The following is a 25,806-nucleotide window of genomic DNA, read 5'->3' on the forward strand; positions in this document are numbered from 1 at the left end:
CAGCCGAAGCGGCAGCGATCCCCTCGCCCTGCCCCGGGCACGGACCCGATGAGAAAATCGCGTCCATGAACGCGATCTCCACCCTCGAACTGATGAACACGCTGGGCGCCCAGGCGCGCGCGGCGTCGGCGCAGATGGCCAAGGCCAGCGCCGCGGCCAAGGCGCGTGCGCTGCGCAGCCTGGCCGAGCGGCTGCGGGCGAGCGTGGGGCCATTGGCCGAACACAACGCCCGCGACCTGGAGCGCGCCCGCGCCGCGGGCCTGGCCGAGCCGATGGTGGACCGCCTCAAGCTCACGCCCAAGGTCATCGCCACCTGCGCCGAAGGCTGCGAGCAGCTGGCGGCCATGCCCGACGCCATCGGCGAGATCATCGGCATGAAGCAGCAGCCCAGCGGCATCCGCGTGGGCCAGATGAGGGTCCCCATCGGGGTGTTCGGCATGATCTACGAGAGCCGGCCCAACGTGACCATCGAGGCCGCCAGCCTGGCGATCAAGAGCGGCAATGCCGCCATCCTGCGCGGCGGCTCCGAGGCCATCGACTCCAACAAGGCCCTGGCCGCCCTGGTGCGCGCCGCCCTGCTGGACGCCTGCCTGCCCGAGGACGCCGTGCAGCTGGTGCCCACCACCGACCGCGACGCCGTCGGCCGCCTGGTGGCCATGCCCGAATACGTGGACGTGATCATCCCGCGCGGCGGCAAGGGCCTGATCGAGCGCATCAGCCGCGAGGCGAAGGTGCCCGTCATCAAGCACCTGGACGGCAACTGCCACACCTTCGTCGATGCCAGTGCCGATCTGGACATGGCCGTCACCCTGGTCGACAACGCCAAGACGCAGAAGTACAGCCCCTGCAACGCGACCGAGGGCCTGCTGGTGGCCCGCGCCATCGCGCCGGCCTTCCTGCCGCGCATCGGCGCCGTGTTCGCCGCCAAGGGCGTGGAGATGCGCTGCGACGCCGAGGCCGCGGCCCTGCTGGCCGGCCAGCCCCGCGTGGTGGCCGCCACCGAGCAGGACTGGTCCGAGGAATACCTGGCGCCGATCATCAGCATCAAGCTGGTCGACGGCGTGGACGAGGCCATCGACCACATCAACCGCTATTCCAGCCACCACACCGACGCCATCGTCACCAACGACCACAGCCATGCCCAGCGCTTCCTGCGCGAGGTCGACTCGGCCAGCGTGATGGTGAATGCGAGCACGCGCTTCGCGGATGGCTTCGAGTACGGGCTGGGCGCCGAAATCGGCATCAGCACCGACAAGTTCCACGCCCGCGGCCCGGTCGGCATCGAGGGACTGACCTCGCTGAAGTACATCGTTCTGGGCCAGGGCGAGATCCGCCAGTAACCCGGCTGCGTACCAGCAAGAGGCCGCTGCGCTGTCATGGGGCGGCCAGGCCGGCTGCCTACAATCGCCGGTCCGACTCTGGCCGCAAACCCGCATAACAAGGCAGCCGCATGGTTCCGCATCTCGTCACCGCCCTGACCGGCCCGATCAACGAACTCGAGCAGCGCATCCTCGACAGCATGCCCGCCATCGAGCGCTGGTTCCGGCTCGAGTGGATGGAGCACACCCCGCCCTTCTACACCGCGGTCGACGTGCGCAACGCCGGCTTCAAGCTGGCGCCGGTGGACGCCAATTTCTTCCCTGGCGGCTGGAACTACCTGACCACCGAGATGCTGCCGCTGGCGGTGCAGGCGGCCCAGGCCGCGATCGAGAAGATCTGCCCCGAGGCGCGCAACCTGCTGGTCATTCCCGAGAACCGCGGCCGCAACACCTCGTACATGGCCAACGTGGCCCAGCTGGTGCGCATCTTCCAGATGGCCGGACTGAACGTGCGCGTGGGCTCCATCGACCCGGCCATCAAGTCGCCCAAGAAGGTGGAGTTGCCCGACGGCAGCACCGTCTGCCTGGAGCCGGTGGTGCGCAGCAAGCGCCGCCTGGGGCTGAAGAACTTCGACCCCTGCACCATCCTGCTCAACACCGACCTGGCCGCCGGCACGCCCGGCATCCTGGAAGACCTGCACGAGCAGTACCTGCTGCCGCCGCTGCATGCCGGTTGGTCGGTGCGGCGCAAGAGCAACCACTTCCACAGCTACGAGGAAGTCTCCAAGCGCTTCGGCAAGCTGCTGGGCATCGACCCCTGGCTGATCCAGTCGATCTATGGCAGGGCCGAGGGCGTGGACCTGGCCCGCGGCAAGGGCGTCGAGGGCCTGACGGCGGCGGTCGACCAGGTGCTGACCAAGGTGCGCCGCAAGTACAAGGAATACGGCATCAACGAGAAGCCCTTCGTCATCGTCAAGAGCGAGAACGGCGCCAGCACGCTGCCGATCTCGACCATCCGCGATGTCAAGGAACTCGAGGCCCTGACCAAGAAACCGCGCCAGAAGGCCATGGCCGGCGCCACCACCGACGACGCCGGCCCGACCGACGTGGTCGTGCAGGAAGGCGTGCTCACGCGCGAGCGCGTGCACGACGGCATGGCCGAGCCGGTGGTCTACATGATGGACCGCTACGTGGTGGGCGGTTTCTACCGCGTCCACCCCGACCGCGGCCCGGACGAGAGCCTGGCCCTGCCGGGCGCGAGCTTCGTGCCGCTGGCCTTCTCGCAGAGCGGCCATCTGCCCCAGCCGGGCGCCAAGCCGGGCGCCAGCGCGCCCAACCGCTTCTACATGTACGGCGTGATCGGTCGGCTGGCCATGGTCGCCGCCTCCTACGAACTCGAGGCCACCAACCCCGAGGCCGAGGTCTACGAGTGATCCGGCGCCGCCCGGCCGACGCCCGCGCGGGCTTGCGGCGACATGGGCGGCGCGCACAATCCACACTTCCACAGCAACGGAAAAACGAGGGCGGAGCTTGGCTCCCCGGCGCCGCCAGGCCGCCGGCGGGGTAAGGCGCGGCCCAGCCCTTTCCTCGCCACTTCGTGTCTGCCTCCAAGTCTTCCATGCCGGCGCTCGTGCTCGGCGCCATCGGCATCGTCTATGGCGACATCGGCACGAGCGTGCTGTACGCCATCAAGGAAATCTTCGGCCACGGCCACGTGCCGTTCACCATCGAGAACGTGTACGGCATGCTCTCGATGATCTTCTGGACGATGACCATCATCGTCTCGCTGAAGTACGTGGTGCTGGTGCTGCGGGCCGACAACGAGGGCGAAGGCGGCCTGGTGGCCATGCTGGCGCTGGCCTCGCGCGCCGTGGCCGACAAGCCGCGCCTGCGCAACGGCATGCTGGCACTGGGCATCTTCGGCACCGCCCTCTTCTATGGCGACGGCGTGATCACGCCGGCCATCTCGGTGCTCTCCGCGGTCGAAGGCCTGGAAGTGGTGTCACCGCACTTCACCGGCTACGTCATTCCGATCACGCTGGTGGTGCTGTTCTGCCTGTTCGTGGTGCAAAAGCGCGGAACGGCCGGCATCGGCCGTTTCTTCGGACCGATCACGCTCACCTGGTTCGGCGTGCTGGCCCTGCTGGGCGTGGCGCAGATTCTGACGCACCCCGAGATCCTCAAGGCCGTCAGCCCGCACTACATGCTGCGCTTCATCTGGGACAACCCGGGCACCAGCTTCATCATCCTGGGCGCGACGGTGCTGTGCGTGACGGGCGCCGAAGCGCTGTATGCAGACATGGGGCACTTCGGCAAGGGGCCGATCCGCATCGCGTGGTTCTCGGTGGTGATGCCGGCCCTGGTGCTGAACTACTTCGGCCAGGGCGCCTTGCTGCTGGGCAATCCGGCGGCGGTGAAGAACCCCTTCTTCCTGATGGCGCCCGAATGGGCGGTGGTGCCCGTCGTGCTGCTGGCCACCGCCGCCACGGTGATCGCCTCGCAGGCCATGCTCACGGGCGCCTTCAGCGTCACGCGGCAGGTGATCCAGCTGGGCTACCTGCCGCGGCTGCGCATTGAGCACACCAGCGCGCGCTCGGCCGGGCAGATCTACATACCCTTCATCAACTGGTCGCTGTTTGTGGCCATCGTGCTGGCAGTGGTGATGTTCCGCAGCTCCAGCAACCTGGCCGCGGCCTACGGCATCGCCGTGACCACCGACATGCTGATCACGACGATGCTCACCTTCTTCGTGATCCGCTATGCGTGGAAGCTGCCGTTGCTGCTGTGCATCGGCGCGACGTCCATCTTCTTCGTCATCGACTTCGCCTTCTTCGCCTCCAACCTGCTCAAGCTGCCGCAGGGCGGCTGGTTCACGGTCATGATCGGCATGGGCGTGTTCACGTTGATGATCACCTGGAAGCGCGGGCGCAGCCTCATGGGCGATGCCCAACGCGCCGACGCCATCGACCTGCGCAGCTTCCTGGAGGCGGTGTTCGTCAGCCCGCCAGCGCGCGTCGAGGGCACGGCCGTCTTCCTCACGTCAGAGGCCGGCGTGGTGCCCACGGCGCTGCTGCACAACCTCAAGCACAACAAGGTGCTGCACGAGCAGAACCTGTTCGTCACGGTGCGCAACCACGAAGTGCCCTGGGTGCCCATGGAGCGCCGGGTCGAGATGGAGCCGCTGGGCCACCACTGCTGGCAGATCACCATCCACTACGGCTTCAAGAACGACATCGACCTGCCCCGCGCGCTGGAGCAGGCCAAGCTGCGCGGCTGCCAGCTGGAGCCGATGACGACCAGCTACTTCATCTCGCGCGACACCGTGATCCCGACGCTCGGCAGCGGCATGGCACCCTGGCGCGAGAAGCTGTTCGCGCAGATGCACCACAACGCCAGCGGCGTGGCCGACTTCATGAGCCTGCCGAACAACGCGGTGGTGGAGCTGGGCTCCAAGATCGAAATCTAGCCGCGCATCCGCCCATGCGCGCCGACGGAATGCGGACGCCTGGGCGGCATCCCCGAGCCCACACGCTGCCCGAATCCGGGCCACGGGTTAGTCCCAATGCACTACCGCGGTGCAGGACCTAAAGTCCTGCCACTCGCAGCAGGCACCGCCCTGCTGATGCGCGAGGGTCTGAGGAGACAAATCCAGAAAAATCAAAATTCATGAGATTCCCAAAGGCCTCCGTCCGACGAGAAGCCAGACAACTTTCAAAGCGCCGCTCAGTCGGCGCTTTTTTTTGCCTCGCATTTGGGTGATGCCTGCCTGCTTCCTGACGAGAGCGCCCCGCATCGCTCGCTCTTCCGCTCCCAAAACAGGAGCAATTCCGCTGCGACAATCGCGCCCCTATGGAATGGGCATGGATGGCATTGGCCTCGCTGACGGCGGGATTCATGGACGCGATCGTCGGCGGCGGCGGGCTGGTGCTGGTGCCAGCGCTGTTCGCCGCCTTTCCCGACACCGCCGGTGCCACGCTGCTGGGCACCAACAAGAGCGCCTCGGTCTGGGGCACGGCCGCCTCGGCGGCGCAGTACCTGCGGCGCGTGCGCCTGCCCTGGCGCTCGCTGTCGGTGGCGGCGGTGCTGGCCTTCGGCGGTTCGCTCGCGGGCGCCTGGGTGGTCACCTGGGTGCCGACGGATGCGCTGCGCAAGGCGCTGCCGGTGGTGCTGGGGGCGCTGCTGCTCTACACCCTGGCCCGCAAGGACCTGGGCCTCACCCACCAGCCGCGCTTCACGGGCAAGGCCGAACTGGCCGCCACCGGTGCCGTCGGCCTGCTGCTGGGCTTCTACGACGGCATCTTCGGGCCGGGCACAGGCAGCTTCCTGATCTTCCTGTTCGTGCGCTGGCTGGGCCACGACTTCCTGCATGCGTCGGCCAGCGCCAAGGTCATCAACATCATGACCAACCTCGGTGCGCTGCTGCTCTTCGGGCTCAAGGGCCATGTGATCTGGACGCTCGGGCTGGCGATGGCCGTAGCCAACATCAGCGGCAGCCTGATCGGCACGCGGCTCGCGCTGCGGCATGGGGCCGGCTTCGTGCGCGGCGCCTTCATCGTCGTGGTGAGCGCGCTGATCTGCAAGACGGCCTACGACGCCTTCCTGCGGTGAGCGTGGGTTGACAGGGGTGGGCGGTCGCGCCCGCGCGTCGACGCCCACCACGGCTGAAGACGCCGGCATGGCACCGCGGGCGCGCGTCAGGAACGCCCTGCTGCGTCGAAGGCGCCGCGCTCAGGGCGCCGTGGCGGCCGACGCGGTCGAGGACGGCAGTGCCACCTCTGTCGCCGGCAGCGGCTGCCCGATGGGTGCGGCCGCCTTGCCCGCGCGCACCGCGGCCATGTCCTGCTCGTTGGGATACTGGCCCAGCAGCCAGTAGTCGAACACCCGTCGCACGATGGGCGCGGCTGCGGCGGCGCCGAAGCCGGCGTTCTCCACGATCACCGCCAGGGCGATGCGCGGGTTCTCGGCCGGCGCGAAGGCGGCGAACAGCGAGTGGTCGCGCTGGTGCTCCTCCAGCGCCTTGGCGTTGTACTTGACGTTCTGGCCCAGGCTCACCGCCTGGGCGGTGCCGGTCTTGCCGGCCGAGGTGTAGGGCGCCCCCGCGAAGATGCGCGTGCCCGTGCCGGCCTTGTTCACCGCCACCAGTCCCGCCCGCACGATGTCGATGTTCTTCGCCTTGAAGCCGAGGTTCTCGCCCGGCGGCTGGATCTCTTCCTGCACCTGCCCGGTCACGGTGTTCTTGATGGCCTTGACCACATGCGGCCGGAACTTGGTTCCGCCGTTGGCGAGCGTCGCCTCGGCCGAGGCCAGCTGCAGCATGGTGAAGTTGTTGTAGCCCTGGCCGATGCCCAGCGACACCGTCTCGCCCGAGTACCAGCGCCGGGCCTCCGGCCGCTTGTTGACGCTGCGCTTCCACTCGGTGCTGGGCAGCACGCCGCGCACCTCGCCGGGCAGGTCGATGCCCGTGATCTGGCCGAAGCCCAGCGGCTTCATGAAGTCGTGGATGGTGTCCACGCCCATGTCCACCGCCAGCGAATAGAAGTAGGTGTTGCTGGAGAACTGGAGGGCCCGCACCATGTCCACGCCGCCCAGCCCGCCCTCGTGGCTGCGGAAGGTGTGGCCACCATAGGTGTAGTAGCCGGGGTCGTTGATCACCAGCGTGGGCGAGCGCTTGCCCAGCTCCAGCGCGCCCAGCGCCATGAAGGGCTTGTAGGTGGAGCCGGGCGGGTAGGTGCCGCGCAGGGCGCGGTTGAGCAGCGGCTTGTCGATGGACTCGTTGAGCGCGGCCCAGCTCTCGCTGTCGATGCCCTCGACGAAGAGATTCGGGTTGAAGGTCGGCTTGCTGACGAAGGCCAGCACCTCGCCGTTGCGCGGATCGAGCGCCACCAGCGCGCCGCGCCGGTCGCCGAACATGTCTTCCACCAGCTTCTGCAGCTTGATGTCCAGCGACAGCATGACGGTGTTGCCCGGCGTGGCGGGATGGCTGGCCAGCCGCCGCACCGCTCGCCCGCCGGCCGAGGTCTCCATCTGCTCGACGCCCGTCTGCCCGTGCAGCACCTTCTCGTAGCTCTGCTCGATGCCCAGCTTGCCGATGTAGTCGGTGCCTTTGTAGTTGGCCTGGTCCTCTTCGGGCCAGTCCTCCATGGCCGCCTTCTCGCGCTGGTTGATGCGGCCGATGTAGCCCAGCACATGGCTGGCCAGCTCGCCCATCGGATAACTGCGGAAGAGCCGCGCCTTGATCTCCACACCCTGGAAGCGGTAGCGCTGCGCCGCGAAGCGGGCGACCTCCTCGTCGCTCAGGCGGGTGCGGATGGGAATGGAGTCGAAGCTGCGCGAGTCCTCGCGCAGCCGCTTGAAGCGGCGGCGGTCGCGCGGCTGGATCTCGACGATCTTGGCCAGTTCGTCGATGGTCTGCTCCAGGTCGCCCGCCTTGGAGGGCGTGATCTCCAGCGTGTAGGCCGAGTAGTTGGAGGCCAGAACTACACCGTTGCGGTCGAGGATCAAGCCGCGGTTGGGCACCACCGGCACCACGGCCGTGCGGTTGCTCTCGGCGCGCTCGGCCAGTTCCTCGTGGCGCGTGACCTGCAGGTGGAACAGGCGCAGGCCCAGCAGGACGAAGGCCGTCAGCACCACCAGGCCGATCACCAGCACGCGGCGCTTGAAGCGCGCGAGGTCGGCGGCGACGTTGCGGATCTCGGTCATGGCAGGCGCAGGGCGGATGGGCGCGCGAAGCTTAGGGCGCCAGCGAGGGCATGCATAGCAAGACCCGCACTCACAGAGGGCGGTTCTCGTCCTGCTCGGGCGGCCGGCGCTGCGGGATCAGCAGCAGCCAGGTGACCACCGGCCACAGCATCGCCTCGAGGGCCGCGCCCAGCAGCGTGATCCAGCCCGGGAAGATGCCCCCGCCGATCAGCCGCACGCCCAGCTCGATCAGCCGCGACAGCGCGAAGAGCGGCACCAGCTGCAGCGCCTGCGCCGAGAGCCGATACCACAGCAGCCGCCGGTGGATGGTGATGGCGAAGAAGCTCAGCGTGGCATAGGACAGCGCGTGCTGGCCCAGCAGCGAGGACTCGTGCACGTCCATGGCCAGGCCGAAGAAGAAGGCCGCGCCCAGCCCGATGCGGGCGGGCTGATGCACGCCCCAGAACACCAGCACCACGGCCAGCAGGTCCGGCATCCAGGGCAGGCGACCCAGGGGCAGCATGTTCAGCAGCAGCGCGACGAACAGGCTGCCCCAGATGAAGAGCGGCCGCACGGGCAGCAGCAACTGCTCCTGGCCAGGGCGCATGATCATGGCGCGGCCCCTCCTGCCGCCGGTGGGCGGATCGTCGAAGCGCGCGGCTTCTGGGCGGGGGCCGGTGCCGGCGCGGCGGCCCGGGGCGCCGCAGAGGCGGTCGGCGCCGTCGGCGCGGGGGACGCTGCCGGCGCGCCGGGCCGACTGGCCGGAGCGGGCAGGGCGGAGGCCGGCGTGTCGTTCCTGCGGCCCGGCCGGTCGGGCTTGCGCGCGTCGCCCGTCGTGGCCGCAGGGCTGGGCCGGACCACGGGCGGCGCCTCGCCCACGGGCGTGAGCACCATCACGTAGCGCGCCGCGCCGACGCGGGCCAGCGGCACGCAGTGGATGCGCGCGAAGGCGGTGTCGGCCCGGCGGTCGATGCGGTCGACCCGGGCGACGGGCAGGCCGGCCGGGTAGACACCGTCCACACCGCTGGTGGAGAGCATGTCGCCCTCGCGCACGTCGGCGTTGGCGGCGGTGAAGCGCAGCTCCATGCCCGCGCTGTGCGGACCGGCATCGCCGAAGGCCACGCTGCGCGCACCCGTGCGCGTGTTCTGCACGGGGATGGACAGGTCACGGTCGATCACCAGGGTGACCTCGCTGGAAAACGCCATCACCCGCGTCACCTGACCCAGCACGCCCTGCTCGTCGATCACCGGCGAGCCCGCGGCAATGCCATGCACCTGACCCTGGTCGATGACCACCTTGCGGGTGTACGGGTCGGCTGCGTCGTACAGCACTTCGGCGGCGCGGCCGGGCGTGGGCGCGTTCTGCCGCAGCTCCAGCAGCGTGCGAAGGCGTGCGTTCTCGCGCGCCAGGGCGTCGGCCTGGCTGGCCCGCTCGGACTGCAGCACCAGCCGGCGCCGGGCCTCGGCCTCGTTGCGCTGGGCGGTGGCCAGATCCTCGAACTGGCGGTTGGCGGTCGACACCCACTGCACCGGCTTGAGCACCGCCCATTGCAGTGGATACAGCAGCGTGCCGAGGGCCGTGCGCACCGGCGCCACCACGTCGAAGCGGGCATCGGCCACCATCAGGAAGACGGCCAGCGCGCTGCAGAAGACGAAGCGCGACAGCGCGGACGGCCCCTGGTTGAACAGGGGCGGCGCGGAGCGGTCGAGCGTGCCGAGCGGCATGGGGTCGGACCTTGCGGAATGGCTGGGCGTCTATATGGCAAAAAGGCCGGCCCGTACAACCGGGCCGGCCTGTGGATGCAGTCCTGGCTTACTCGCTGGTGAAGATGCTGCCCAGGCGGTCCATGCGCTCCAGGGCGATGCCGCAGCCGCGCACCACGCAGGTCAGCGGGTCTTCGGCCACCAGCACGGGCAGGCCGGTTTCCTCGGCCAGCAGGCGGTCGAGGTCGCGCAGCAGCGCGCCGCCGCCGGTGAGCATCATGCCGCGCTCGGCGATGTCGGCGCCCAGTTCGGGCGGCGTCTGCTCCAGCGCGTTCTTGACGGCCGAGACGATGTTGTTGAGCGGATCGGTCAGCGCCTCCAGCACCTCGTTGGAGCTGATGGTGAAGCTGCGCGGCACGCCTTCGGAGAGGTTGCGGCCCTTGACCTCCATCTCCTTGACCTCGGAGCCCGGGAAGGCAGAGCCGATGTTCTTCTTGATGGTCTCGGCCGTGGGCTCGCCGATCAGCATGCCGTAGTTGCGGCGGATGTAGTTGATGATGGCGTCGTCGAAGCGGTCGCCGCCCACGCGCACGGAGCCCTTGTAGACCATGCCGCCCAGCGAGATCACGCCCACCTCGGTGGTGCCGCCACCGATGTCCACCACCATGGAGCCGGAGGCCTCGGACACCGGCAGGCCGGCGCCGATGGCGGCGGCCATGGGTTCCTCGATCAGGTAGACCGAGGTGGCGCCGGCGGCCTCGGCCGCGTCCTTGATGGCGCGGCGCTCGACCTGGGTCGAGCCGCAGGGCACGCAGATGATGATGCGCGGGCTGGGCGTGAGCAGCGTGCGCGGGTGCACCATCTTGATGAACTGCTTGATCATCTGCTCGGTGATGACGAAGTCGGCGATCACGCCGTCCTTCATCGGGCGGATGGCCTCGATGTTGCCGGGCACCTTGCCCAGCATGGCCTTGGCCTCGGCGCCCACGGCCTGGATGACCTTCTTGCCGTGCGGACCGCCCTCGTGGCGGATGGCGACCACCGACGGCTCGTCCAGCACGATGCCCTTGTTGCGGGCGAAGATCAGGGTGTTGGCGGTGCCGAGGTCGATCGCGAGGTCGGTCGAGAAATACCGACGGAATGCTCCAAACATGGGCGATGTCCTTGCGGGGGGGCACGGCGGGCGCTTCGGACCGGCGTCGCCCCTGAGGTGAAGAGAGAAAAGGGAGAAGTTGGGTGGCTTTGCCGCTCGCCGTGGCGGCCGTGCCGGCACATTGGCGGCAGTTGCGGCAAAGGCGGGATAATACCCGATTCCCCCTGGCGCTTTCCCTACTTGCAGGCCCTTCTGCACGCAAACGGGGCGCCTGCTCTCTGGGTTTTTCCGATGTCTCTCTCCACCACCAATACCGCGCGCATCGCGTCGCTGGCGCGGCTGGCGCTGGCGCCCGAAGAAAGCGAACGCCTGCGCGGCCAGATCAATGGTTTCTTCGACCTCGTCGAGCGCATGCGCGCCGTGGACACCACCGGGGTCGAGCCGCTGTCGCATCCCGTCTCCGCCATCGAGGACATCGTCCTTCGCCTGCGCGAGGACGCGGCCACCGAGCCCAACCAGCGCGAGGCCAACCAGAAGAGCGCCCCCGCCGTCGAGAACGGCCTGTTCCTCGTGCCGAAGGTGATCGAATGAGCGCGCCCGACCTGCACCAGCGCGGCGTGGCCGACCTGGCCCGCGCCCTGGCCGCCCGCGAAGTCTCGGCCGTGGAGACCGCCCAGCATTTCCTGGGCCGCATGGCCGCCCGCCAGGACCTCGGCGCCTTCGTCGCCGTCGACGCCGACGCCACCCTGGCCCAGGCCCGCGCCGCCGACGCCGCCATCGCGGCCGGCAGCGCCGGCCCGCTGGCCGGCGTGCCCATCGCCCACAAGGACATCTTCGTGACCACCGGCTGGCCCAGCACCGCCGGCTCGCGCATGCTGGCCGGCTACCAGTCGCCCTTCGACGCCACCGTGGTGCGCAAGCTGGGCGAGGCCGGCATGGTCACGTTGGGCAAGCTCAGCTGCGACGAATTCGCCATGGGTTCGTCCAACCAGAACGTGGCTGTGCCCGCGGTCGGCGCCGAGCAGCCCGTGCCCGTGCGCAACCCCTGGGACACGACGCGCGTGCCCGGCGGCTCCTCCGGCGGCAGCGCCGTGGCCGTGGCCGCGGGCCTCGCGCCCGCCGCCACCGGCACCGACACCGGCGGCTCGATCCGCCAGCCGGCCAGCTTCTGCGGCATCACCGGCATCAAGCCCACCTACGGCCGTGCCAGCCGCTACGGCATGATCGCCTTCGCCTCCAGCCTGGACCAGGCCGGCCCCATGGCCCGCTCAGCCGAGGACTGCGCCCTGCTGCTGTCGGCCATGTGCGGGCCCGACCCCGACCGCGATTCCACCTCGCTGGACCGCCCGGCCGAGGACTTCTCCCAAGGCCTGGCCGGCTCGCTCGACGGCCTGCGCATCGGCGTGCCGAAGGAATTCCTGGGCGACGGCGTGGCCCCCGGCGTGCGCGCCGCCATCGACGCTGCGCTGGCCGAGTACGAAAAGCTCGGTGCAAAGCGCGTCGAAATGAGCCTGCCGCGCACCGAGCTGGCGATCCCCGTGTACTACATCATTGCCGCGGCCGAGGCCAGCTCCAACCTCAGCCGCTTCGACGGCGTGAAGTTCGGCCACCGCGCCAGCCAGTACAAGGACCTGGCCGAGATGTACATGAAGACCCGCGCCGAAGGCTTCGGCGACGAGGTCAAGCGCCGCATCATGATCGGCACCTACGTGCTCTCGCACGGCTACTACGACGCCTACTACCTGCAGGCGCAGAAGGTGCGCCGCATGATCGCGGACGACTTCCAGGCCGCCTTCCGCGACTGCGACGTGATCGCCGGCCCCGCCGCGCCCACCGTGGCCTGGGCCATCGGCGCGCACAGCGACGACCCCGTGGCCGACTACCTGGCCGACGTCTTCACGCTGCCCGGCTCGCTGGCCGGCCTGCCCGGCCTCTCGCTGCCCTGCGGCTTCGACGGCGGCATGCCCGTGGGCCTGCAACTGATCGGCAACTACTTCGCCGAAGGCCGGCTGCTGAATGCCGCCCACCGCTTCCAGCAGGCCACCGACTGGCACCAACGCACGCCCACCGGCTTCTGAGATGAGCACCGAGACCAACACCTTCGCCGCCGCCCAGGAGGGCCGTCCCACCGGCCCGCTGGTGCAGGGCTATGAAGTCGTCATCGGCTTCGAGACGCATGCCCAGCTCTCCACGCAGAGCAAGATCTTCAGCCGCGCGCCCACGGCCTTCGGCGCCGAGCCCAACACGCAGGCCTGCGCGGTGGACCTGGCCCTGCCCGGCACGCTGCCGGTGATGAACCGCGGCGCCGTCGAGCGCGCCATCCGCCTGGGCCTGGCCCTGGGCAGCACCATCGCGCCGCGCAGCATCTTCGCGCGCAAGAACTACTTCTACCCCGACCTGCCCAAGGGCTACCAGATCAGCCAGTACGAGATTCCCGTCGTGCAGGGCGGCTCGGTCAGCTTCTACCTGGACGGCGAGCTCAAGACGGTGCGGCTGGTGCGCGCCCATCTGGAAGAAGACGCCGGCAAGTCGCTGCACGAGGACTTCGTCGGCCAGTCGGGCATCGACCTGAACCGCGCCGGCACGCCGCTGCTGGAGATCGTGACCGAGCCGGACATCCGCTCCAGCGCCGAGGCCGTGGCCTATGCGCGCGAGCTGCACAAGATCGTCACCTGGATCGGCATCTGCGACGGCAACATGCAGGAAGGCTCCTTCCGCTGCGACGCCAACGTGTCGGTGCGCCGGCCGGGCCAGCCGCTGGGCACGCGCCGCGAGATCAAGAACCTCAACAGCTTCCGCTTCATGCAGCAGGCGATCGACTTCGAGATCCGCTGGCAGATCGAGCAGATCGAGGACGGCCACGCCATCCAGCAGGCCACGGTGCTGTTCGACCCCGACACGGGCGAGACGCGCGCCATGCGCACCAAGGAAGACGCGGCCGACTACCGCTACTTTCCCGACCCGGACCTGCCGCCCCTGGTGATCGGCCGCGACTGGGTCGATGCCGTGAAGGCGCAGATGCCCGAGCTGCCGCGTGCGATGGCCGAGCGCTATGTGCGCGACTTCGGCCTGACCGACTACGACGCGACGCAGCTCACGCAGAGCCCGGCGCATGCGGCCTACTTCGATGCCGCCGTGGCCGCGGGCGCCACGCCCAAACTGGCCAGCAACTGGCTGTCGGGCGAGATCGCCAAGCGCCTGAACACGCAGGAGGTCGGCATCGACGCCGCGCCGGTCAAGCCCGCGCAGCTGGCGCAGCTGATCGGCCGCATCGGCGACGGCACCATCTCCAACAACGCCGCCCGCCAGGTCTTCGACGCGCTCTGGAGCGGCGAGGGCGAGTCGGTCGATGCGGTCATCGAGGCCAAGGGCCTCAAGCAGATGAACGACACCGGCGCGCTGGAGAAGATCGTCGACGACGTGCTCGCGAAGAACGAGAAGAACATCGCCGAATACCGCGCCGGCAAGGAGAAGGCCTTCAACGCCCTGGTCGGCCAGGTGATGAAGGAGAGCAAGGGCAAGGCTAACCCGGCCCAGGTCAACGCGTTGCTGAAGGCGCGGCTGGGGGGCTGAGGCCCCAGAGCCGGTCCAGGCGCTGACGCTCCTCGTCGAAGCGGGCGTCGATGCGCTGCTTCTCGCCCTGCTGCTCGTTGAGCAGCCGCTCCTGCAGCGTGACGGCCGCGGCGTTGTCGGCGAGGCGTGCCTTCAGCGCCGCAGGGACCTGGGACGGGTCCTTGCTGTAGAACTCCAGCTCCTCGTCCAGCTTGCGGCGCGCCTGCGCCAGCTCGGCCAGCCGCTTGCGCGCTGCGTCGATTTCCGCTTCGGCCTGGGCCAGCGCCTCGGCGCGCCGGCGGTCGTGCGCCGCCGCATCGGGGTAGCGCGCCAGCAGCGCCAGGTCGCGCCGGCGTTCGTCCCTGCGCTGGGCCGCGGCCCGTTCCTCGTCCTTGCGGCGCTGGTCGCGCTCCGCCTGCTGCTGCGGCGACAGCGCGGGTTCGATGCGCCGCCGCACGCTGCCGCTGGGCGAGAGCTCCAGCTGCAGCCGGTCGGCACATTCGGGGATGAATCGATCGGAGGTCAGGCGCCGGCCGCTCGCATCGGTGCAGCTGTAGATGCTGCCCGGCGCGCCGCCCGCGGCGGCCTGGGCCTGGACCTGGGCCGGAGGAAGCCCGCCGACGGCAAGCGTTGCGAGGCCCGCCAGCGTGCGCAGCGCCCGCGCGACGGCGGGGCTGCGCGGATCAGGCACCGTAGCGCTCGCGGTAGGCCTGCACGCTGGCGCGGTGGGCGCGCAGGTCGGCACCGGCCCGCTGGTCCAGGTAGGCCAGCAGGTCGTCGAGCGTGGCGATGGCCACCACCGTCATGCCCAGCTGATCGCGCACGTACTGCACCGCGCTGTGGGGCACGTCCTGTCCGTTCTCGGTCGCCTGTTCCTGGCGGTCCAGCGCGATGGCCACGGCATGCGGCGTGGCGCCGGCGGCGCGGATGGTGGCGATGGACTCGCGCACCGCGGTGCCGGCGGACATGACGTCGTCCACGATCAGCACGCGGCCGGCCAGCGGTGCGCCCACCAGCGAGCCGCCTTCGCCGTGGTCCTTGGCTTCCTTGCGGTTGTAGGCAAAGGGCACGTTGCGGCCGCGGCGCGCCAGTTCGGCCGCCACCGTCGCGCCCAGGGGGATGCCTTTGTAGGCGGGGCCGAAGATCATGTCGAACTCCAGGCCGGAGTCCATCAGTCGCGCTGCATAGAATTCCGCGAGCCGCGCGATGCGGGCGCCGTCGTTGAACAGGCCCGCATTGAAGAAGTAGGGACTGAGGCGCCCGGCCTTGGTCTTGAACTCGCCGAAGCGCAGCACGCCAGCCTCGATCGCGAACGCCACGAAGTCCTGCGCCAGGCGCTCGTTCTGATGCTGCTGCCTCTCGTCCACTGCCATCCGGATTCCTCGAAACGTGTTCAAACTCACCAGCCTCAACCTCAACGGCCTGCGTTCCGCCTCGACAAAAGGGGTCGCCGACTGGGTCGCCGAAGCGGCGCCGGATTGTATTTGTATGCAGGAGATCCGCGTCCAGGCCAGCGACGTGCAGGGCCGCTTCGAAAAAATGGCCGGCCTGAACGGCCACTTCCACTTCGCCGAGAAGAAGGGCTACGCCGGCACCGCCATCTACACGAAGCATGAGCCCACCGACATCGTGATCGGCTGGGGCAACACCGAGTTCGACGCCGAAGGCCGCTACCTGGAACTGCGCTTCGACACGCCGACGCGCAAGCTGTCGATCATCAGCTGCTACTTCCCGAGCGGCAGCTCGGGCGAGGAGCGGCAGGCCGCCAAGTTCCGCTTCCTCGAAGGCTTCATGCCCTACCTGGTGGAATTGAAGCGCACGCGCGAATTCATCCTGTGCGGCGACATCAACATCGCCCACAAGGAGGCCGACCTGAAGAACTGGAAGGGCAACCTCAAGAACAGCGGCTTCCTGCCCGAGGAGCGCGCCTGGATGACGCGCCTGCTCGACGCCGGCGCCGAGGGCGCGGGCCTGGTGGACGTCTACCGCCACCTGCAGCCCGACACCACCGACGCCTGCTACACATGGTGGAGCAACCGCGGCCAGGCCTATGCCAAGAACGTGGGCTGGCGGCTGGACTACCACCTGGCCACACCGGCCATGGCGCACCTCGCGCGCAACGAGCACATCTTCAAAACGATCAAGTTCAGCGACCACGCGCCGATCACGATCGATTACGACTTCACGCTGTGATGGTCGGCCCGGCGGTGCCGGGCCCTTTCGTGCTGGAACGGCAAAGCAGATTCCAGAGCAATAGAAGAGTAAATTTCGCAGCTATAGCAAAGTAAAATTTGCACGAATACCAAAGTGGATTCGTGGACCCCGCACCCAACCGCCCGAAAGGCAACCCAACGCTCGCAGCGGCCCTGAAGACGCTCAAACGGCTTCAGGAAAAGCACCACGGCGTAGTGGAGGCGTCGGACCTCAGGAACGACGGTCAGCGTGCTCTGCTTATCGACACGGGCTTCCTGAAGCCGGTGATGAAGGGGTGGTACATCTGCAGCAGCCCGAGCGAAGGCGACGGGGACAGCACGGCCTGGTACGCCTCCTTCTGGGCCTTCGTTTCGGGCTACCTGGGCAAGCGTTTCGGCAAGCGGTACTGCCTGAACCCGGAGGCATCGCTGATGCTCCACACGGGCAACACCACCGTCCCTCGACAGGTCACCTGCGTCACGGTCGACGGCGGCACATCCAAGGTCGACCTGCCCTTCGACACCTCGCTGCTCGTGTATCCGGACGGCAAGCGGGTGCCCGCTGCACGCGTGGAAGTGCGTGGCCTGCAGGTCTGGCCCGTCGCCGAGGCCCTGTGCCTGGCCGGCCCCTCGTTCTTCGTGAACAACCCGCGGGAGGCCGAGATTGCACTGGCGACCATCCGCCATGCATCCGAACTGCTGCCGACGCTGCTGGCCGGCGACAAGATGGTCACGGCCGCCGGGCGACTGGCTGCCGCCTTCGAATTCGTCCAACGCCCCGACGAGTCCGCGCACATCCAGAAGGCTTTCGCCAAGTTCCGGATCAAGCTCAAGCTGGTGAACCCCTTCGAACTGGCCGAGCCCACGATTTCGCCCAGCAAGGAACGCTCGCCCTATGTGCTGCGTCTGCGCTCGATGTGGGCCGGATGGCGCCAGGACGTCATCGACGTGTTCCCGCCCGCACCCGGCCTGCAGAACCGGACCGCCGACTACCTCGCGCAAGTCGATGAACGCTACGTCGCCGATGCCTACAACTCGCTGTCCATCGAAGGCTACCGCGTCACCGACGCGCTGATCGAACGCGTGGCACGCGGTGACTGGAACCCGGACGGCGATCCAGCGCACGACAAGACCCGGGACGCGCTGGCCGCCCGGGGCTACTACCAGGCCTTCCAGGCCGTCAAGGAAAGCATCGCCAAGGTGCTGGCGAAGGACAACGCCGGCGCGGTGGCCAGGCGCGATCACCACGATTGGCATGCCGAGCTGTTCGGCCCGTCCGCGACGGCCGGCATCGTCGAAGCCAGCCAGCTCGCGGGCTACCGGCGGGGTCCGATCTTCATCCGCAACTCCATGCACACGCCCTTGCCGAGCGACGCCCTTCTGGATGCGCTGGAAGCACTGTGGGAACTGATCGAAGCGGAATCCGAAGCCTGCGTCCGGGCGGTGCTCGGGCACCATCTGTTCGTGTTCATCCACCCCTACTACGACGGCAACGGCCGCCTCGGCCGATTCCTGATGAACACGCTGCTGGCATCCGGTGGTTACCCGTGGACAGTCATCCGGATGAGCCGGCGGGATGCGTACATGCAGGCCCTCGAAGCCGCGAGCGTCCAAGGACGGATCGGACCGCTGGCCGAGTTCATCGCCCAGGAAATGGAGGAATGGGCACCGACTCGCGAGAGCAAAAGCGACAAGGCCTGAGAAAGCGCGAACCGCCGAGCCGCCGCTCAGCCCAGGCTGAACACCACGTCCTGCGCCCCTTCCCACAGCACGCGGCGGCCCAGTTCGGGCAGGTGCTCGCGGCCTTCGACGATGGTGAGGAAGTGGTTGCCGGCCAGCGTACCCATGCGGCTGGCGAAGCTGCAGGCGCCGTAGGCCAGGATGATCTCGGTCTCGCTGTAGCCGCCGGGGTAGAACAGCACGTCGCCGCGCGAGGGATGGCTGGTGTGGTTCTCGAAGCCCACCGGCGCGCCCTCGTTCGTCAGGCGGAACTCGCCCAGCGGCACCCAGCAGCCTTCGCCGCTCCAGCGCACATGGATGAGCTTCTGCCGATAGGGCAGCAGCTGCAGGAAGGCGGCCACGGTCTGCGGCGCGTCGGGATGGGTCTCGGCGACGAAGTCGAAGCCGGCGGCCTGGATGCGGATGCGGGTCATGAAGAAGGATTCTGGAAAAAGAGAAGGGTCAGCAGCAGCCGCCCAGGAAGCGGCCGTCGCGGCAGAAGGGGGCCATGTCCTCGGCGAAGGCCTGGACGGTGCGGCGCCAGCCGGCATGGGCAGTATCCGCCGCCAGGGCCGCCCGCATGCGGGCGCGCAGCTCGACCTGCAGGGCGATCTCGTCCACGCCCAGCACGCGGCCGGCCTCGACCACGGTGCGGCCACCGGCGATGACGGTGTGCACGTGCCGGCCGCTGCCGCGGGCGAGCAGCAGGTGCAGCGGATCGACGTCGTCGAACAGGGCGTCGTCGTCCAGCGCGTCCCAGTCGAGCAGCACGAGGTCCGCCCGCTCGCCCGGTGCGAGGCGCCCGCGCGAGGCGAAGCGCCAGAGCTGGGCCGGCGTCATGGTGGTGTCGTAGCCCCAGCCGCGGTGCAGCGCATAGGCCAGGCGGGCCTCGCGCAGGGCGTCGTCGTCCTCGTCGAAGGCCATGCCGTCCAGGCCCATGGCCACGCGGCAGCCGCTCGCCAGCATCTGCGCCAGCGGGGCGATGCCTGATTGGAGGCCCAGGTTGGAGCTGGTGTTGACCGCGATGGTCGCGCCACGCTCGGCGATCAGGGCCAGCTCCTCCGGCCGCGCCCAGGTGCAGTGCGCCAGCGTGAGCCGCGGGCCGAGCAGGCCGATGTCGTCCAGGAAGCGAACGATGCCGCACGGGTGCGCGGCATCGGCCCAGGCGCGCTGGTACTGCGTCTCCAGCAGGTGCATGTGCACGCGGCGGCCGGTGTCGGCCGAGGCCCGCGCGATGGCTTCGAGCAGCGGCGTGCTGCACCACTGCACGCCGGTGGGGCCGTACTGCAGGTCTGCGTGGGCGCCGAGCCCTTCGTCGGCGAAGCGCTGCGCCACCTCCTCCACCAGCGCGAGCTGCTGCGCGGGCGGCACCGAGGGCGCCGACAGTCGGCGGGCGATGTCGTCGCGGATGGCCGGGCGCAGCGCGGCCAGCACCGCCCCGTCATCCGCGTAGCCCAGCCCGTGGCGGTCGCGCATGGCGACGGCGAAGCCGATGCGCACGCCCACGTCGCGCGCGGCCCGGCCCACGGCCGCTGCCTCGTCGACATAGGGCAGGCCGCCCTGCACACGGGTGTAGTGCACCATCAGCTCCACCACGCCGTTGCGCAGCGAGCGGGCGAAGGAGGTCGCGGCGCAGAGGTACGGGTCCATGCCCGGCACCACGCCCAGGAAGGGCAGCCAGCCTTCGAGCGGCTGGCCGAAGGCGCCCAGCGTGGCGCTGCGCACCGTGCGCGCATGGTCGTGGGCATTGGCCAACGCCGGCAGGGCGAGGCGTCGACGGCCGGGCACCGGCGCAGGCAGGGCCTCGATGGCGGACACGACACCGCCATCGAGCCGGATGCGCATGTCGCGCTGCGCGGGCGCCGCACCGGGCGCGGCCAGCAGCCAGGCGCAGTCGAGGGCGGCGGCGGTGTCGCTCATCGCTTCGCCACCGTGCGCTCGGCCAGCGGCGGCAGGAAGCGGCGGTCGAAGACCTCGGCGGCCGTGGGCACGCGCGGCAGGTCGAAGGCCTCCTTGAGCTGCAGGAAGCCGCGGGCGAAGCGGGCATCGCTCACGTCGCCCAGGCCCTGCGTGGCCACCTCGGGCGTGAGCATGACGGTCTTGAGCGTGTAGAGAAGCCGGCGCTTCTCCAGCTCCTTGTTGAGCAGCGGCTCGCGCTTGACCAGCGCGGCGATGGCGGCGTCGGGATCGGCGATGGTGTCGCGCACCGCGTGGTTGATCGCCCGCACCAGGCCGGCCACGGCCTCGGGCCGCTCGCGCAGCAGCTGCTGCGACACCATCACGCCGTTGCCGTAGAGCTCCACGCCGTAGTCGCCGTAGTGGAACCAGCGGATGTCCTTGTCGGGGTCGATGCCCTGCGCCACCAGGTTCATGTAGCTGGTGACCGAGAACACGGCCGCGGCGTCCACATGGCCCTTGAGCAGCAGCTGCTCCTGCAGGTTGGGTGCGACGTTGGTCCAGGCGACCTTGGCGGCGTCGATGCCGGTGCGCGCCGCGATCACGGGGAACATGCGGGCCGCGGCGCCGCCCGCGGGCGTGCCGACGGTGCGGCCCTGCAGGTCCTTGGGCGTGCGGATCGGCCCGTCGGCCTTGGCGATCAGCGCGAAGGGCGCGCGGTTGTAGAGCATGTAGACCATCACCGGCGCCTGGCCCGGCTTGGCCGCGGCGTTCTGCACGATGGCGTTCACGTCGCCGAAGCCGGCCTGGTAGGCGCCGGCCATGATCTTGGTGACGGTGGCGGCCGAGCCTTCGCCCTGGTCGATGGTCACGGCCAGCTTCTCGCGGGCGAAGTAGCCCCGGTCCTGCGCGAGGTAGTACCAGGCATGCACGCCCTGCAGCTTCCAGTCGAGCACGAACTTGATCGGGGTCTCGGCCTGCGCGGCGGCCGGCGCGGACGCCAGCGCGGCGCCCAGGGCCATCAGCAGGGACAGGGCCGACAGCGCCAGGCGGGCGGCGCGACGGGGGAGGAAGCGGGACATGGAAGCTCCTTAAAGAAGGGAAGGCAGAACGGCAGCCGTGCGCCGGTCCGCATTCATTGGCCGTTCGCCCTGAGCCTGTCGAAGGGCTTGGACACTCGCGCGCCCCGGCTTCGACAGGCTCAGCCCGAACGGGCTTGGGTTCACCGACCCGCGCCTCAAGCGCCGGTAGCCGCCAGGTCGGTCTTGCGCTGCGACCAGCCGGTCACGCGCCGCTCCACCAGCGCCGACAGCGCATAGAGCACCACGCCCATGGCCGCCAGCAGGAAGAGGCCGGCGAACACCATCGGCACGTCGAAGTTGCCGCTGGCGATCATCATCACGGTGCCGATGCCGCGGTTGGAGGCCACGGTCTCCGACAGCACCGTGCCCACGAAGGACAGCGTGATGGCGATCTTGAGCGAGGCGAACAGGTAGGGCATGGCGCGCGGCAGGCCCACGTTCCAGAGGATGTCGCGCTTGCGCGCGCCCAGCACGCGCAGCACGTCCTCCAGCTCGGGCTCGGTGCTGGCCAGGCCCGTGGCCACGTTGACCACCACCGGGAAGATGCTGATGACCATCGAGGTCAGCACCGCCGGCACGGTGCCGGCGCCGAACCACACGACGAACAGCGGCACCACCGCCACCTTCGGGATGCTGGAGAAGCCCACCAGCAGCGGATAGGTGACGTCGTAGGCCAGCCGCGACGAGCCGATGCCCACGCCGATGACGATGCCCGCCGCCACGCCGAGCGCGAAGCCCAGCAGCGTGGTGTAGAGCGTCTGCACCGTGTGCGGCCACAGCAGTGGCATGCGCTCGATCAGCACGCGGGCGATCTGGCTGGGCCGCGGCAGCACCAGGTCCGAGATGCCGGTGGCCAGGCAGACCAGCTCCCAGGCCACGAAGAAGCCGACCAGCGCCAGGCCGGAGAGCAGGCGCTGGCGCGCCAGCGGGGACAGGCGCGGCGTGGCGGGGCGGGCGGCTTCGCCTGCGGATGCAGATGCAGATGCAGATGCGGATGCGGATGCGGATGCGGATGCGGATGCGGATGCGGACACGGGTTCGGCCGCGTCCGCGATGTTCACGCGCGCGTTCATGCCACCACCTCCTGCAGCACCGGCACGGCCACGGCCACGGGCGCGGGCGTCGCGTCGCCCTCGCAGCGCGCCTCGGCGATGCGCATGCGCAGTTGCTGCACCAGCGCGCCGAAGGCCGGGTCGTAGCTGGACTGCAGCGTGCGCGGCCGGGCGAAGTCCACGTCACGCGTCTCCAGGATGCGGCCGGGCCGCGCGCTCATCACACAGATGCGGTTGGCCAGGTAGGCCGACTCGCGCAGGTCGTGCGTCACCAGCAGCACGGTGGGCCGCTGGGTCATCCACAGCGTCTGCATGATGTCCCACAGCTCCTCGCGGGTGAACTGGTCGAGGGCGCCGAAGGGCTCGTCCAGCAGCAGCAGCTCGGGCTGGTGCACCAGCGCGCGGCACAGCGAGGCGCGCTGCAGCATGCCGCCCGACAGCTGCCAGGGCCGCTTGTCGCCGAAGCCGCGCAGACCCACCTGGGCCAGCAGCGCATCGGCGCGTTCGGCGTACTCCCCGCGCTTCTTGCGGGCATAGTCCTGGCGGAAGGGCTCGACGATCTTCAGCGGGATCATCACGTTCTCGCGGATCGTGAGCCAGGGCAGCATGGTCGGGTTCTGGAAGGCCAGGCCGATGCGCAGCGCCGGCCGGCCGGTCGCCACGGGCCGGGCACCCGCCGTCCCCACTTCGCGCCCGCCGGCGATGACCGCGCCGGTGGTGGGCCGCAGCAGGCCGGCCAGCAGCTTGAGGATGGTGGACTTGCCGCAGCCGCTGGGGCCGACCAGCGCGACGAAGTCGCCGCGGTCGATGCCCAGCGTGGTGTGGTCCAGGGCGATGGTGCCGCCGCCGTAGCGCAGCATCACGTCGGAGAGTTGGATGAAGCTCTGGCTCATGGAGGTTCCCGCGAAAGAGGTGTCAGCCGACGCGCACCAGCGCGGCCACCGGGCCGCCGCCGGGCGGCCCCTGGTGCTCGGCGCCGCCCGAGACGTACAGCGCCGTGCGGCCGGCCATCGAGGCCAGCACCGCACCGACGGCCGCGCGCGCATGGCGGGTGGAATGGATGTCGGAGTCGTTCAGCATGGTGTGGCGCAGGCCACGCACGCGGCCGTCGGGGCTGGCCTCGGCCTTGGCGAGCAGGTTGACCAGCTGCTCCGCGATCAGCGCCGCATCGGCCTCCGGGTCCAGCCCGAAGTGCTCGCGCAGCAGCGTGCGCAGGCCGGCGGTGTCGACGGCATCGCGCATCAGCGCATGGCCGATGCGCAGCGGCGAGGCGCTGCCCGTGGCCTCGCCCAGCACGATGACCACGTTGCCCTCCAGCTCGATGCCGGCCGACACCGAGGCGCGCGCCGAATGCAGCGACATGTCGTGCAGCACGGCGGCGTCGGTGGCGCGGGCCGGGTCGATCTCGCCCAGCGCCACGCCCACGCCCAGCGCCGAGGCGGCGCGCGAGTAGCCCATCGACTCGTAGGTGTCGCGCGTCACCGTGTCCCGCCCGCGGCCGAGCGCGTCGTCCACCTTGGCCGAGGTGAGCAGCGGGCACTTGACCTGCACGAAGTGCACGTCGGCCGCGCTGTCGATACCGGCGTCGCGCATGGCGGCCTGCACCGCCTCGGCCGTGGCGGCGATCTGCGCCTGGCGGCCCATTTCCTCCGGCGCAAAGTCGCGCGTGTGGGCGATGCCGACCACCAGCCGCTTCTCGCCTTCGACCACTTCGTGAGCGCCAGCGGCGCGGCGGGTGAAGACGGTGAAATGCGGCGACAGCACACCCTCGGTGCCGCCGGACATCACCAGTGCCACCTGCGCATGCACCGCCTGCGGCGTGCAGCCGCGGTGGGGCGCCAGGTAATGGCACCAGGCCATGGCGGCGAAGTCGCGCGCGTGGTCGTTGACGCAGCCGTTGCCCTCGGTCTTGCCCATCACCGCGACGATGTCGCGCGGTTCGAGCACGCCGGCCTCGACCAGCGCCTGCACGCCGCTCAGGTCGCCGGGGCCGCGGCAGGGCACCACATGGGCATCCACATGCTGGGGAACGCGGGCGCTCATTCGGCGCTCCAGTCCACCTCGCCCACCGGCACCGCGGTGGGCGGCACGCCGGCTGGCGTCTCGAGGATGGCGCGGCTGTAGTGCTCGGTGTTGCGCGGCCGGGGCGTGGGCATCTTCTGCACCGCCTTGACCGAACGGCCCCAGCCCACGGCGTCTTCCACCAGCCGGCCTTCGCGCATGACGAAGCGCCCACGCAGCAGCGTGTGCAGCGGATAGCCCTGCACCGGCCGACCGTTCCAGGGCGAGATGCGGCTGATGCTCTGCAGCCTGTTCTGCGACAGCACGCCCTGGCGCGCCATGTCGACGATGGCGATGTCCGCATGGGCGCCGGGCGCGATCACGCCCTTGGTGCCGTACAGGCCCCAGGCCCTGGCCGGCGCCACGGCGCTCCAGCGCACGTAGTCCATCAGCGTGGCGCGGCCGCGGTTGACCTCGGTGAGCATCAGCGGCATCTGCGTCTCCACGCCGGGGAAGCCGCAGTCGCAATCCCAGATGCTCTCGCGCGTCTTTTCCTCGGGCGCGTGCGGCGCATGGTCGGTGGCGATCATGTCCAGCGTGCCGTCCATCAGCGCGTCCCACAGCGGCTGGTTGTGGCGCGGCTCGCGGATGGGCGGGTTCAGCCGCATCACGCCGCCCAGCGTGCGCATGTGCTCGGTGTTGAGCAGCAGGTACTGCGGGCAGGTCTCGGCCGTCACGTCCACGCCGCGGCGCTTGGCCTCGCGCAGCAGGAAGAGCGAATCCGCCGCGCTGTGGTGCGCGATGTGCACCCGCGCGCCGGTCCATTCGGCCAGCGTGAGCACGCGGCCGATGGCCTCGATCTCGGCCACGGCCGGCCGCGCCGCCAGGTGGGCCAGCGCGTCGATGCGGCCGGCCTCCTGCATCTTCTTCTGGCGGCGGAAGAGGATGGACGAGTTCTCGGCATGCACCACGGTGCGGATGCCCAGCGGCGCCAGCGTCTCGAAGCCTTCCAGCAACGCACCGTCGGTGGGCGCGGGCAGGTTGCCGAAGGTGTTGCCGACGAAGGCCTTGAAGCTGGTGACGCCGGCCTCCAGCAGCTCCTCCAGCCGCTCGATGGTGTCGTCGCCCAGCAGGCCGTGGATGCCGAAGTCGCAGTACGAAGCCTCAGCCGCCTTCTGCTTGAGGCGCAGCGCCTCCACCGTGCCCGTGGCCGGCGAGGTGTTGGGCATGTCGAAGACGGTGGTCACGCCGCCCAGCGCCGCGGCGGCCGACCCGGTACGCCAGGTCTCCTTGTGCGGATAGCCGGGGTCGCGGAAGTGCACATGGCTGTCGATGGCGCCCGGCAGCAGGAACAGGCCGTCGGCGCGCAGTTCCTCGCGTGCGGGCGGCATGGTGTCGTCGTGGCCCACGGCCACGATCTGCTCGCCGGCGATGGCCACGCTGGCGGGCACGATGGCGTCGGGCGAGACCACGCTCGCGCCGCGGATGACGAGGTCGACGTCGGGTCGCATGTTGCTC

At 69.8% G+C, this 25,806-nt stretch carries 22 protein-coding genes; 9 read left to right on the forward strand and 13 right to left on the reverse strand.

Annotated features, from left to right (window positions below; translation table 11 throughout):
- The first annotated feature begins 56 nt into the window (after nt 1-56).
- The 4 genes from L0984_RS25935 (at nt 57) to L0984_RS25950 (ending at nt 5,927) form a co-directional block, all read left to right on the forward strand.
- Nucleotides 57-1,340, forward strand: a complete 1,284-nt coding sequence (locus L0984_RS25935; protein WP_370646205.1) for a glutamate-5-semialdehyde dehydrogenase — start codon at nt 57-59, stop codon at nt 1,338-1,340.
- A 110-nt stretch (nt 1,341-1,450) separates the two neighbouring features.
- Nucleotides 1,451-2,752 carry a glutamate--cysteine ligase gene (gshA, locus tag L0984_RS25940; protein ID WP_234197242.1) on the forward strand — a complete coding sequence of 434 codons (1,302 nt, stop codon included), beginning with the start codon at nt 1,451-1,453 and terminating at the stop codon, nt 2,750-2,752.
- A 164-nt stretch (nt 2,753-2,916) separates the two neighbouring features.
- The gene (locus tag L0984_RS25945; protein WP_234197243.1) at nt 2,917-4,785 is read left to right on the forward strand and encodes a potassium transporter Kup; all 1,869 of its coding nucleotides are present in this window, start codon (nt 2,917-2,919) and stop codon (nt 4,783-4,785) included.
- A gap of 383 nt (nt 4,786-5,168) precedes the next feature.
- Nucleotides 5,169-5,927, forward strand: coding sequence for a TSUP family transporter (locus L0984_RS25950; protein ID WP_234197244.1), 759 nt, complete (start codon nt 5,169-5,171; stop codon nt 5,925-5,927).
- Between the two features lie 120 nt (nt 5,928-6,047).
- Here the strand turns inward: L0984_RS25950 and mrdA are convergent, their stop codons facing one another.
- From mrdA to L0984_RS25970, 4 genes are all read right to left on the reverse strand, one after another.
- Nucleotides 6,048-8,018 carry a penicillin-binding protein 2 gene (gene mrdA, locus L0984_RS25955; RefSeq protein WP_234197245.1) on the reverse strand — a complete coding sequence of 657 codons (1,971 nt, stop codon included), beginning with the start codon at nt 8,016-8,018 and terminating at the stop codon, nt 6,048-6,050.
- 70 nt (nt 8,019-8,088) lie between these two features.
- Complete coding sequence (mreD, locus tag L0984_RS25960; RefSeq protein WP_234197247.1) at nt 8,089-8,610, reverse strand: rod shape-determining protein MreD; 522 nt, start codon at nt 8,608-8,610, stop codon at nt 8,089-8,091.
- Complete coding sequence (mreC, locus tag L0984_RS25965; protein WP_370646194.1) at nt 8,607-9,722, reverse strand: rod shape-determining protein MreC; 1,116 nt, start codon at nt 9,720-9,722, stop codon at nt 8,607-8,609. The genes mreD and mreC overlap by 4 nt, the downstream gene beginning before the upstream one ends.
- Before the next feature lie 88 nt (nt 9,723-9,810).
- Complete coding sequence (locus L0984_RS25970; protein WP_017757081.1) at nt 9,811-10,854, reverse strand: rod shape-determining protein; 1,044 nt, start codon at nt 10,852-10,854, stop codon at nt 9,811-9,813.
- Between the two features lie 231 nt (nt 10,855-11,085).
- Between L0984_RS25970 and gatC the strand changes: the two genes are divergently transcribed.
- The 3 genes from gatC to gatB are packed head-to-tail and all read left to right on the forward strand — an operon-like array spanning nt 11,086 to nt 14,367.
- Nucleotides 11,086-11,385: an Asp-tRNA(Asn)/Glu-tRNA(Gln) amidotransferase subunit GatC gene (gene gatC, locus L0984_RS25975; protein WP_234197248.1), complete on the forward strand. Its 300-nt coding sequence runs from the start codon at nt 11,086-11,088 to the stop codon at nt 11,383-11,385.
- Nucleotides 11,382-12,872, forward strand: coding sequence for an Asp-tRNA(Asn)/Glu-tRNA(Gln) amidotransferase subunit GatA (gene gatA, locus L0984_RS25980; protein WP_234197249.1), 1,491 nt, complete (start codon nt 11,382-11,384; stop codon nt 12,870-12,872). Before gatC ends, gatA begins: the two co-directional genes overlap by 4 nt.
- 1 nt (nt 12,873) lies before the next feature.
- Nucleotides 12,874-14,367: an Asp-tRNA(Asn)/Glu-tRNA(Gln) amidotransferase subunit GatB gene (gene gatB, locus L0984_RS25985; RefSeq protein ID WP_234197250.1), complete on the forward strand. Its 1,494-nt coding sequence runs from the start codon at nt 12,874-12,876 to the stop codon at nt 14,365-14,367.
- Here gatB and L0984_RS25990 read toward each other — a convergent pair.
- Nucleotides 14,333-15,037 carry a DUF4124 domain-containing protein gene (locus L0984_RS25990; protein ID WP_234197251.1) on the reverse strand — a complete coding sequence of 235 codons (705 nt, stop codon included), beginning with the start codon at nt 15,035-15,037 and terminating at the stop codon, nt 14,333-14,335. The genes gatB and L0984_RS25990 overlap by 35 nt on opposite strands.
- Nucleotides 15,030-15,719 (reverse strand): orotate phosphoribosyltransferase, encoded by a 690-nt coding sequence (pyrE, locus tag L0984_RS25995; RefSeq protein WP_234197252.1) that lies wholly within the window; start codon nt 15,717-15,719, stop codon nt 15,030-15,032. Before pyrE ends, L0984_RS25990 begins: the two co-directional genes overlap by 8 nt.
- Nucleotides 15,720-15,735: 16 nt before the next feature.
- Between pyrE and L0984_RS26000 the strand changes: the two genes are divergently transcribed.
- Together L0984_RS26000 and L0984_RS30055 are read left to right on the forward strand one after the other, a co-directional pair.
- Nucleotides 15,736-16,539: an exodeoxyribonuclease III gene (locus tag L0984_RS26000; protein ID WP_234197253.1), complete on the forward strand. Its 804-nt coding sequence runs from the start codon at nt 15,736-15,738 to the stop codon at nt 16,537-16,539.
- 122 nt (nt 16,540-16,661) lie between these two features.
- A complete protein-coding gene (locus L0984_RS30055; RefSeq protein ID WP_234197255.1) occupies nt 16,662-18,239 on the forward strand; it encodes a Fic family protein in 1,578 nt (525 codons plus the stop codon).
- 26 nt (nt 18,240-18,265) lie between these two features.
- Here the strand turns inward: L0984_RS30055 and L0984_RS26010 are convergent, their stop codons facing one another.
- The 7 genes from L0984_RS26010 to L0984_RS26040 form a co-directional block, all read right to left on the reverse strand.
- Complete coding sequence (locus L0984_RS26010) at nt 18,266-18,691, reverse strand: DUF3830 family protein (protein WP_234197256.1); 426 nt, start codon at nt 18,689-18,691, stop codon at nt 18,266-18,268.
- A gap of 28 nt (nt 18,692-18,719) precedes the next feature.
- Nucleotides 18,720-20,177, reverse strand: coding sequence for an amidohydrolase family protein (locus tag L0984_RS26015; RefSeq protein ID WP_234197258.1), 1,458 nt, complete (start codon nt 20,175-20,177; stop codon nt 18,720-18,722).
- Complete coding sequence (locus L0984_RS26020; protein WP_234197260.1) at nt 20,174-21,235, reverse strand: ABC transporter substrate-binding protein; 1,062 nt, start codon at nt 21,233-21,235, stop codon at nt 20,174-20,176. Before L0984_RS26020 ends, L0984_RS26015 begins: the two co-directional genes overlap by 4 nt.
- Nucleotides 21,236-21,390: 155 nt before the next feature.
- Nucleotides 21,391-22,308: an ABC transporter permease gene (locus tag L0984_RS26025; protein ID WP_234197261.1), complete on the reverse strand. Its 918-nt coding sequence runs from the start codon at nt 22,306-22,308 to the stop codon at nt 21,391-21,393.
- Nucleotides 22,305-23,180, reverse strand: a complete 876-nt coding sequence (locus L0984_RS26030) for an ABC transporter ATP-binding protein (protein ID WP_234197262.1) — start codon at nt 23,178-23,180, stop codon at nt 22,305-22,307. The genes L0984_RS26025 and L0984_RS26030 overlap by 4 nt, the downstream gene beginning before the upstream one ends.
- Nucleotides 23,181-23,202: 22 nt before the next feature.
- Entirely contained in the window at nt 23,203-24,330 is a 1,128-nt protein-coding gene (locus L0984_RS26035) for a ring-opening amidohydrolase (RefSeq protein ID WP_234197263.1), read from the reverse strand.
- The gene (locus L0984_RS26040) at nt 24,327-25,799 is read right to left on the reverse strand and encodes a dihydroorotase (RefSeq protein WP_234197264.1); all 1,473 of its coding nucleotides are present in this window, start codon (nt 25,797-25,799) and stop codon (nt 24,327-24,329) included. Before L0984_RS26040 ends, L0984_RS26035 begins: the two co-directional genes overlap by 4 nt.
- Nucleotides 25,800-25,806: the final 7 nt, after the last annotated feature.

The organism is Pseudacidovorax sp. NFM-22, assembly GCF_021401245.1.
Classification (GTDB): domain Bacteria; phylum Pseudomonadota; class Gammaproteobacteria; order Burkholderiales; family Burkholderiaceae_C; genus Xenophilus.

Bases quoted from the DNA above. Each gene is read 5' to 3' on its own strand.
- L0984_RS26040 (WP_234197264.1), bottom strand. From the start codon at position 25,799: ATGCGACCCGACGTCGACCTCGTCATCCGCGGCGCGAGCGTGGTCTCG.
- mreD (WP_234197247.1), bottom strand. From the start codon at position 8,610: ATGATCATGCGCCCTGGCCAGGAGCAGTTGCTGCTGCCCGTGCGGCCG.
- L0984_RS26030 (WP_234197262.1), bottom strand. From the start codon at position 23,180: ATGAGCCAGAGCTTCATCCAACTCTCCGACGTGATGCTGCGCTACGGC.
- gshA (WP_234197242.1), top strand. From the start codon at position 1,451: ATGGTTCCGCATCTCGTCACCGCCCTGACCGGCCCGATCAACGAACTC.
- L0984_RS26025 (WP_234197261.1), bottom strand. From the start codon at position 22,308: ATGAACGCGCGCGTGAACATCGCGGACGCGGCCGAACCCGTGTCCGCA.
- L0984_RS26015 (WP_234197258.1), bottom strand. From the start codon at position 20,177: ATGAGCGACACCGCCGCCGCCCTCGACTGCGCCTGGCTGCTGGCCGCG.
- mrdA (WP_234197245.1), bottom strand. From the start codon at position 8,018: ATGACCGAGATCCGCAACGTCGCCGCCGACCTCGCGCGCTTCAAGCGC.
- L0984_RS26010 (WP_234197256.1), bottom strand. From the start codon at position 18,691: ATGACCCGCATCCGCATCCAGGCCGCCGGCTTCGACTTCGTCGCCGAG.
- L0984_RS25950 (WP_234197244.1), top strand. From the start codon at position 5,169: ATGGAATGGGCATGGATGGCATTGGCCTCGCTGACGGCGGGATTCATG.
- gatA (WP_234197249.1), top strand. From the start codon at position 11,382: ATGAGCGCGCCCGACCTGCACCAGCGCGGCGTGGCCGACCTGGCCCGC.
- gatB (WP_234197250.1), top strand. From the start codon at position 12,874: ATGAGCACCGAGACCAACACCTTCGCCGCCGCCCAGGAGGGCCGTCCC.
- mreC (WP_370646194.1), bottom strand. From the start codon at position 9,722: ATGCCGCTCGGCACGCTCGACCGCTCCGCGCCGCCCCTGTTCAACCAG.
- L0984_RS26035 (WP_234197263.1), bottom strand. From the start codon at position 24,330: ATGAGCGCCCGCGTTCCCCAGCATGTGGATGCCCATGTGGTGCCCTGC.
- gatC (WP_234197248.1), top strand. From the start codon at position 11,086: ATGTCTCTCTCCACCACCAATACCGCGCGCATCGCGTCGCTGGCGCGG.
- pyrE (WP_234197252.1), bottom strand. From the start codon at position 15,719: ATGGCAGTGGACGAGAGGCAGCAGCATCAGAACGAGCGCCTGGCGCAG.
- L0984_RS26020 (WP_234197260.1), bottom strand. From the start codon at position 21,235: ATGTCCCGCTTCCTCCCCCGTCGCGCCGCCCGCCTGGCGCTGTCGGCC.
- L0984_RS25970 (WP_017757081.1), bottom strand. From the start codon at position 10,854: ATGTTTGGAGCATTCCGTCGGTATTTCTCGACCGACCTCGCGATCGAC.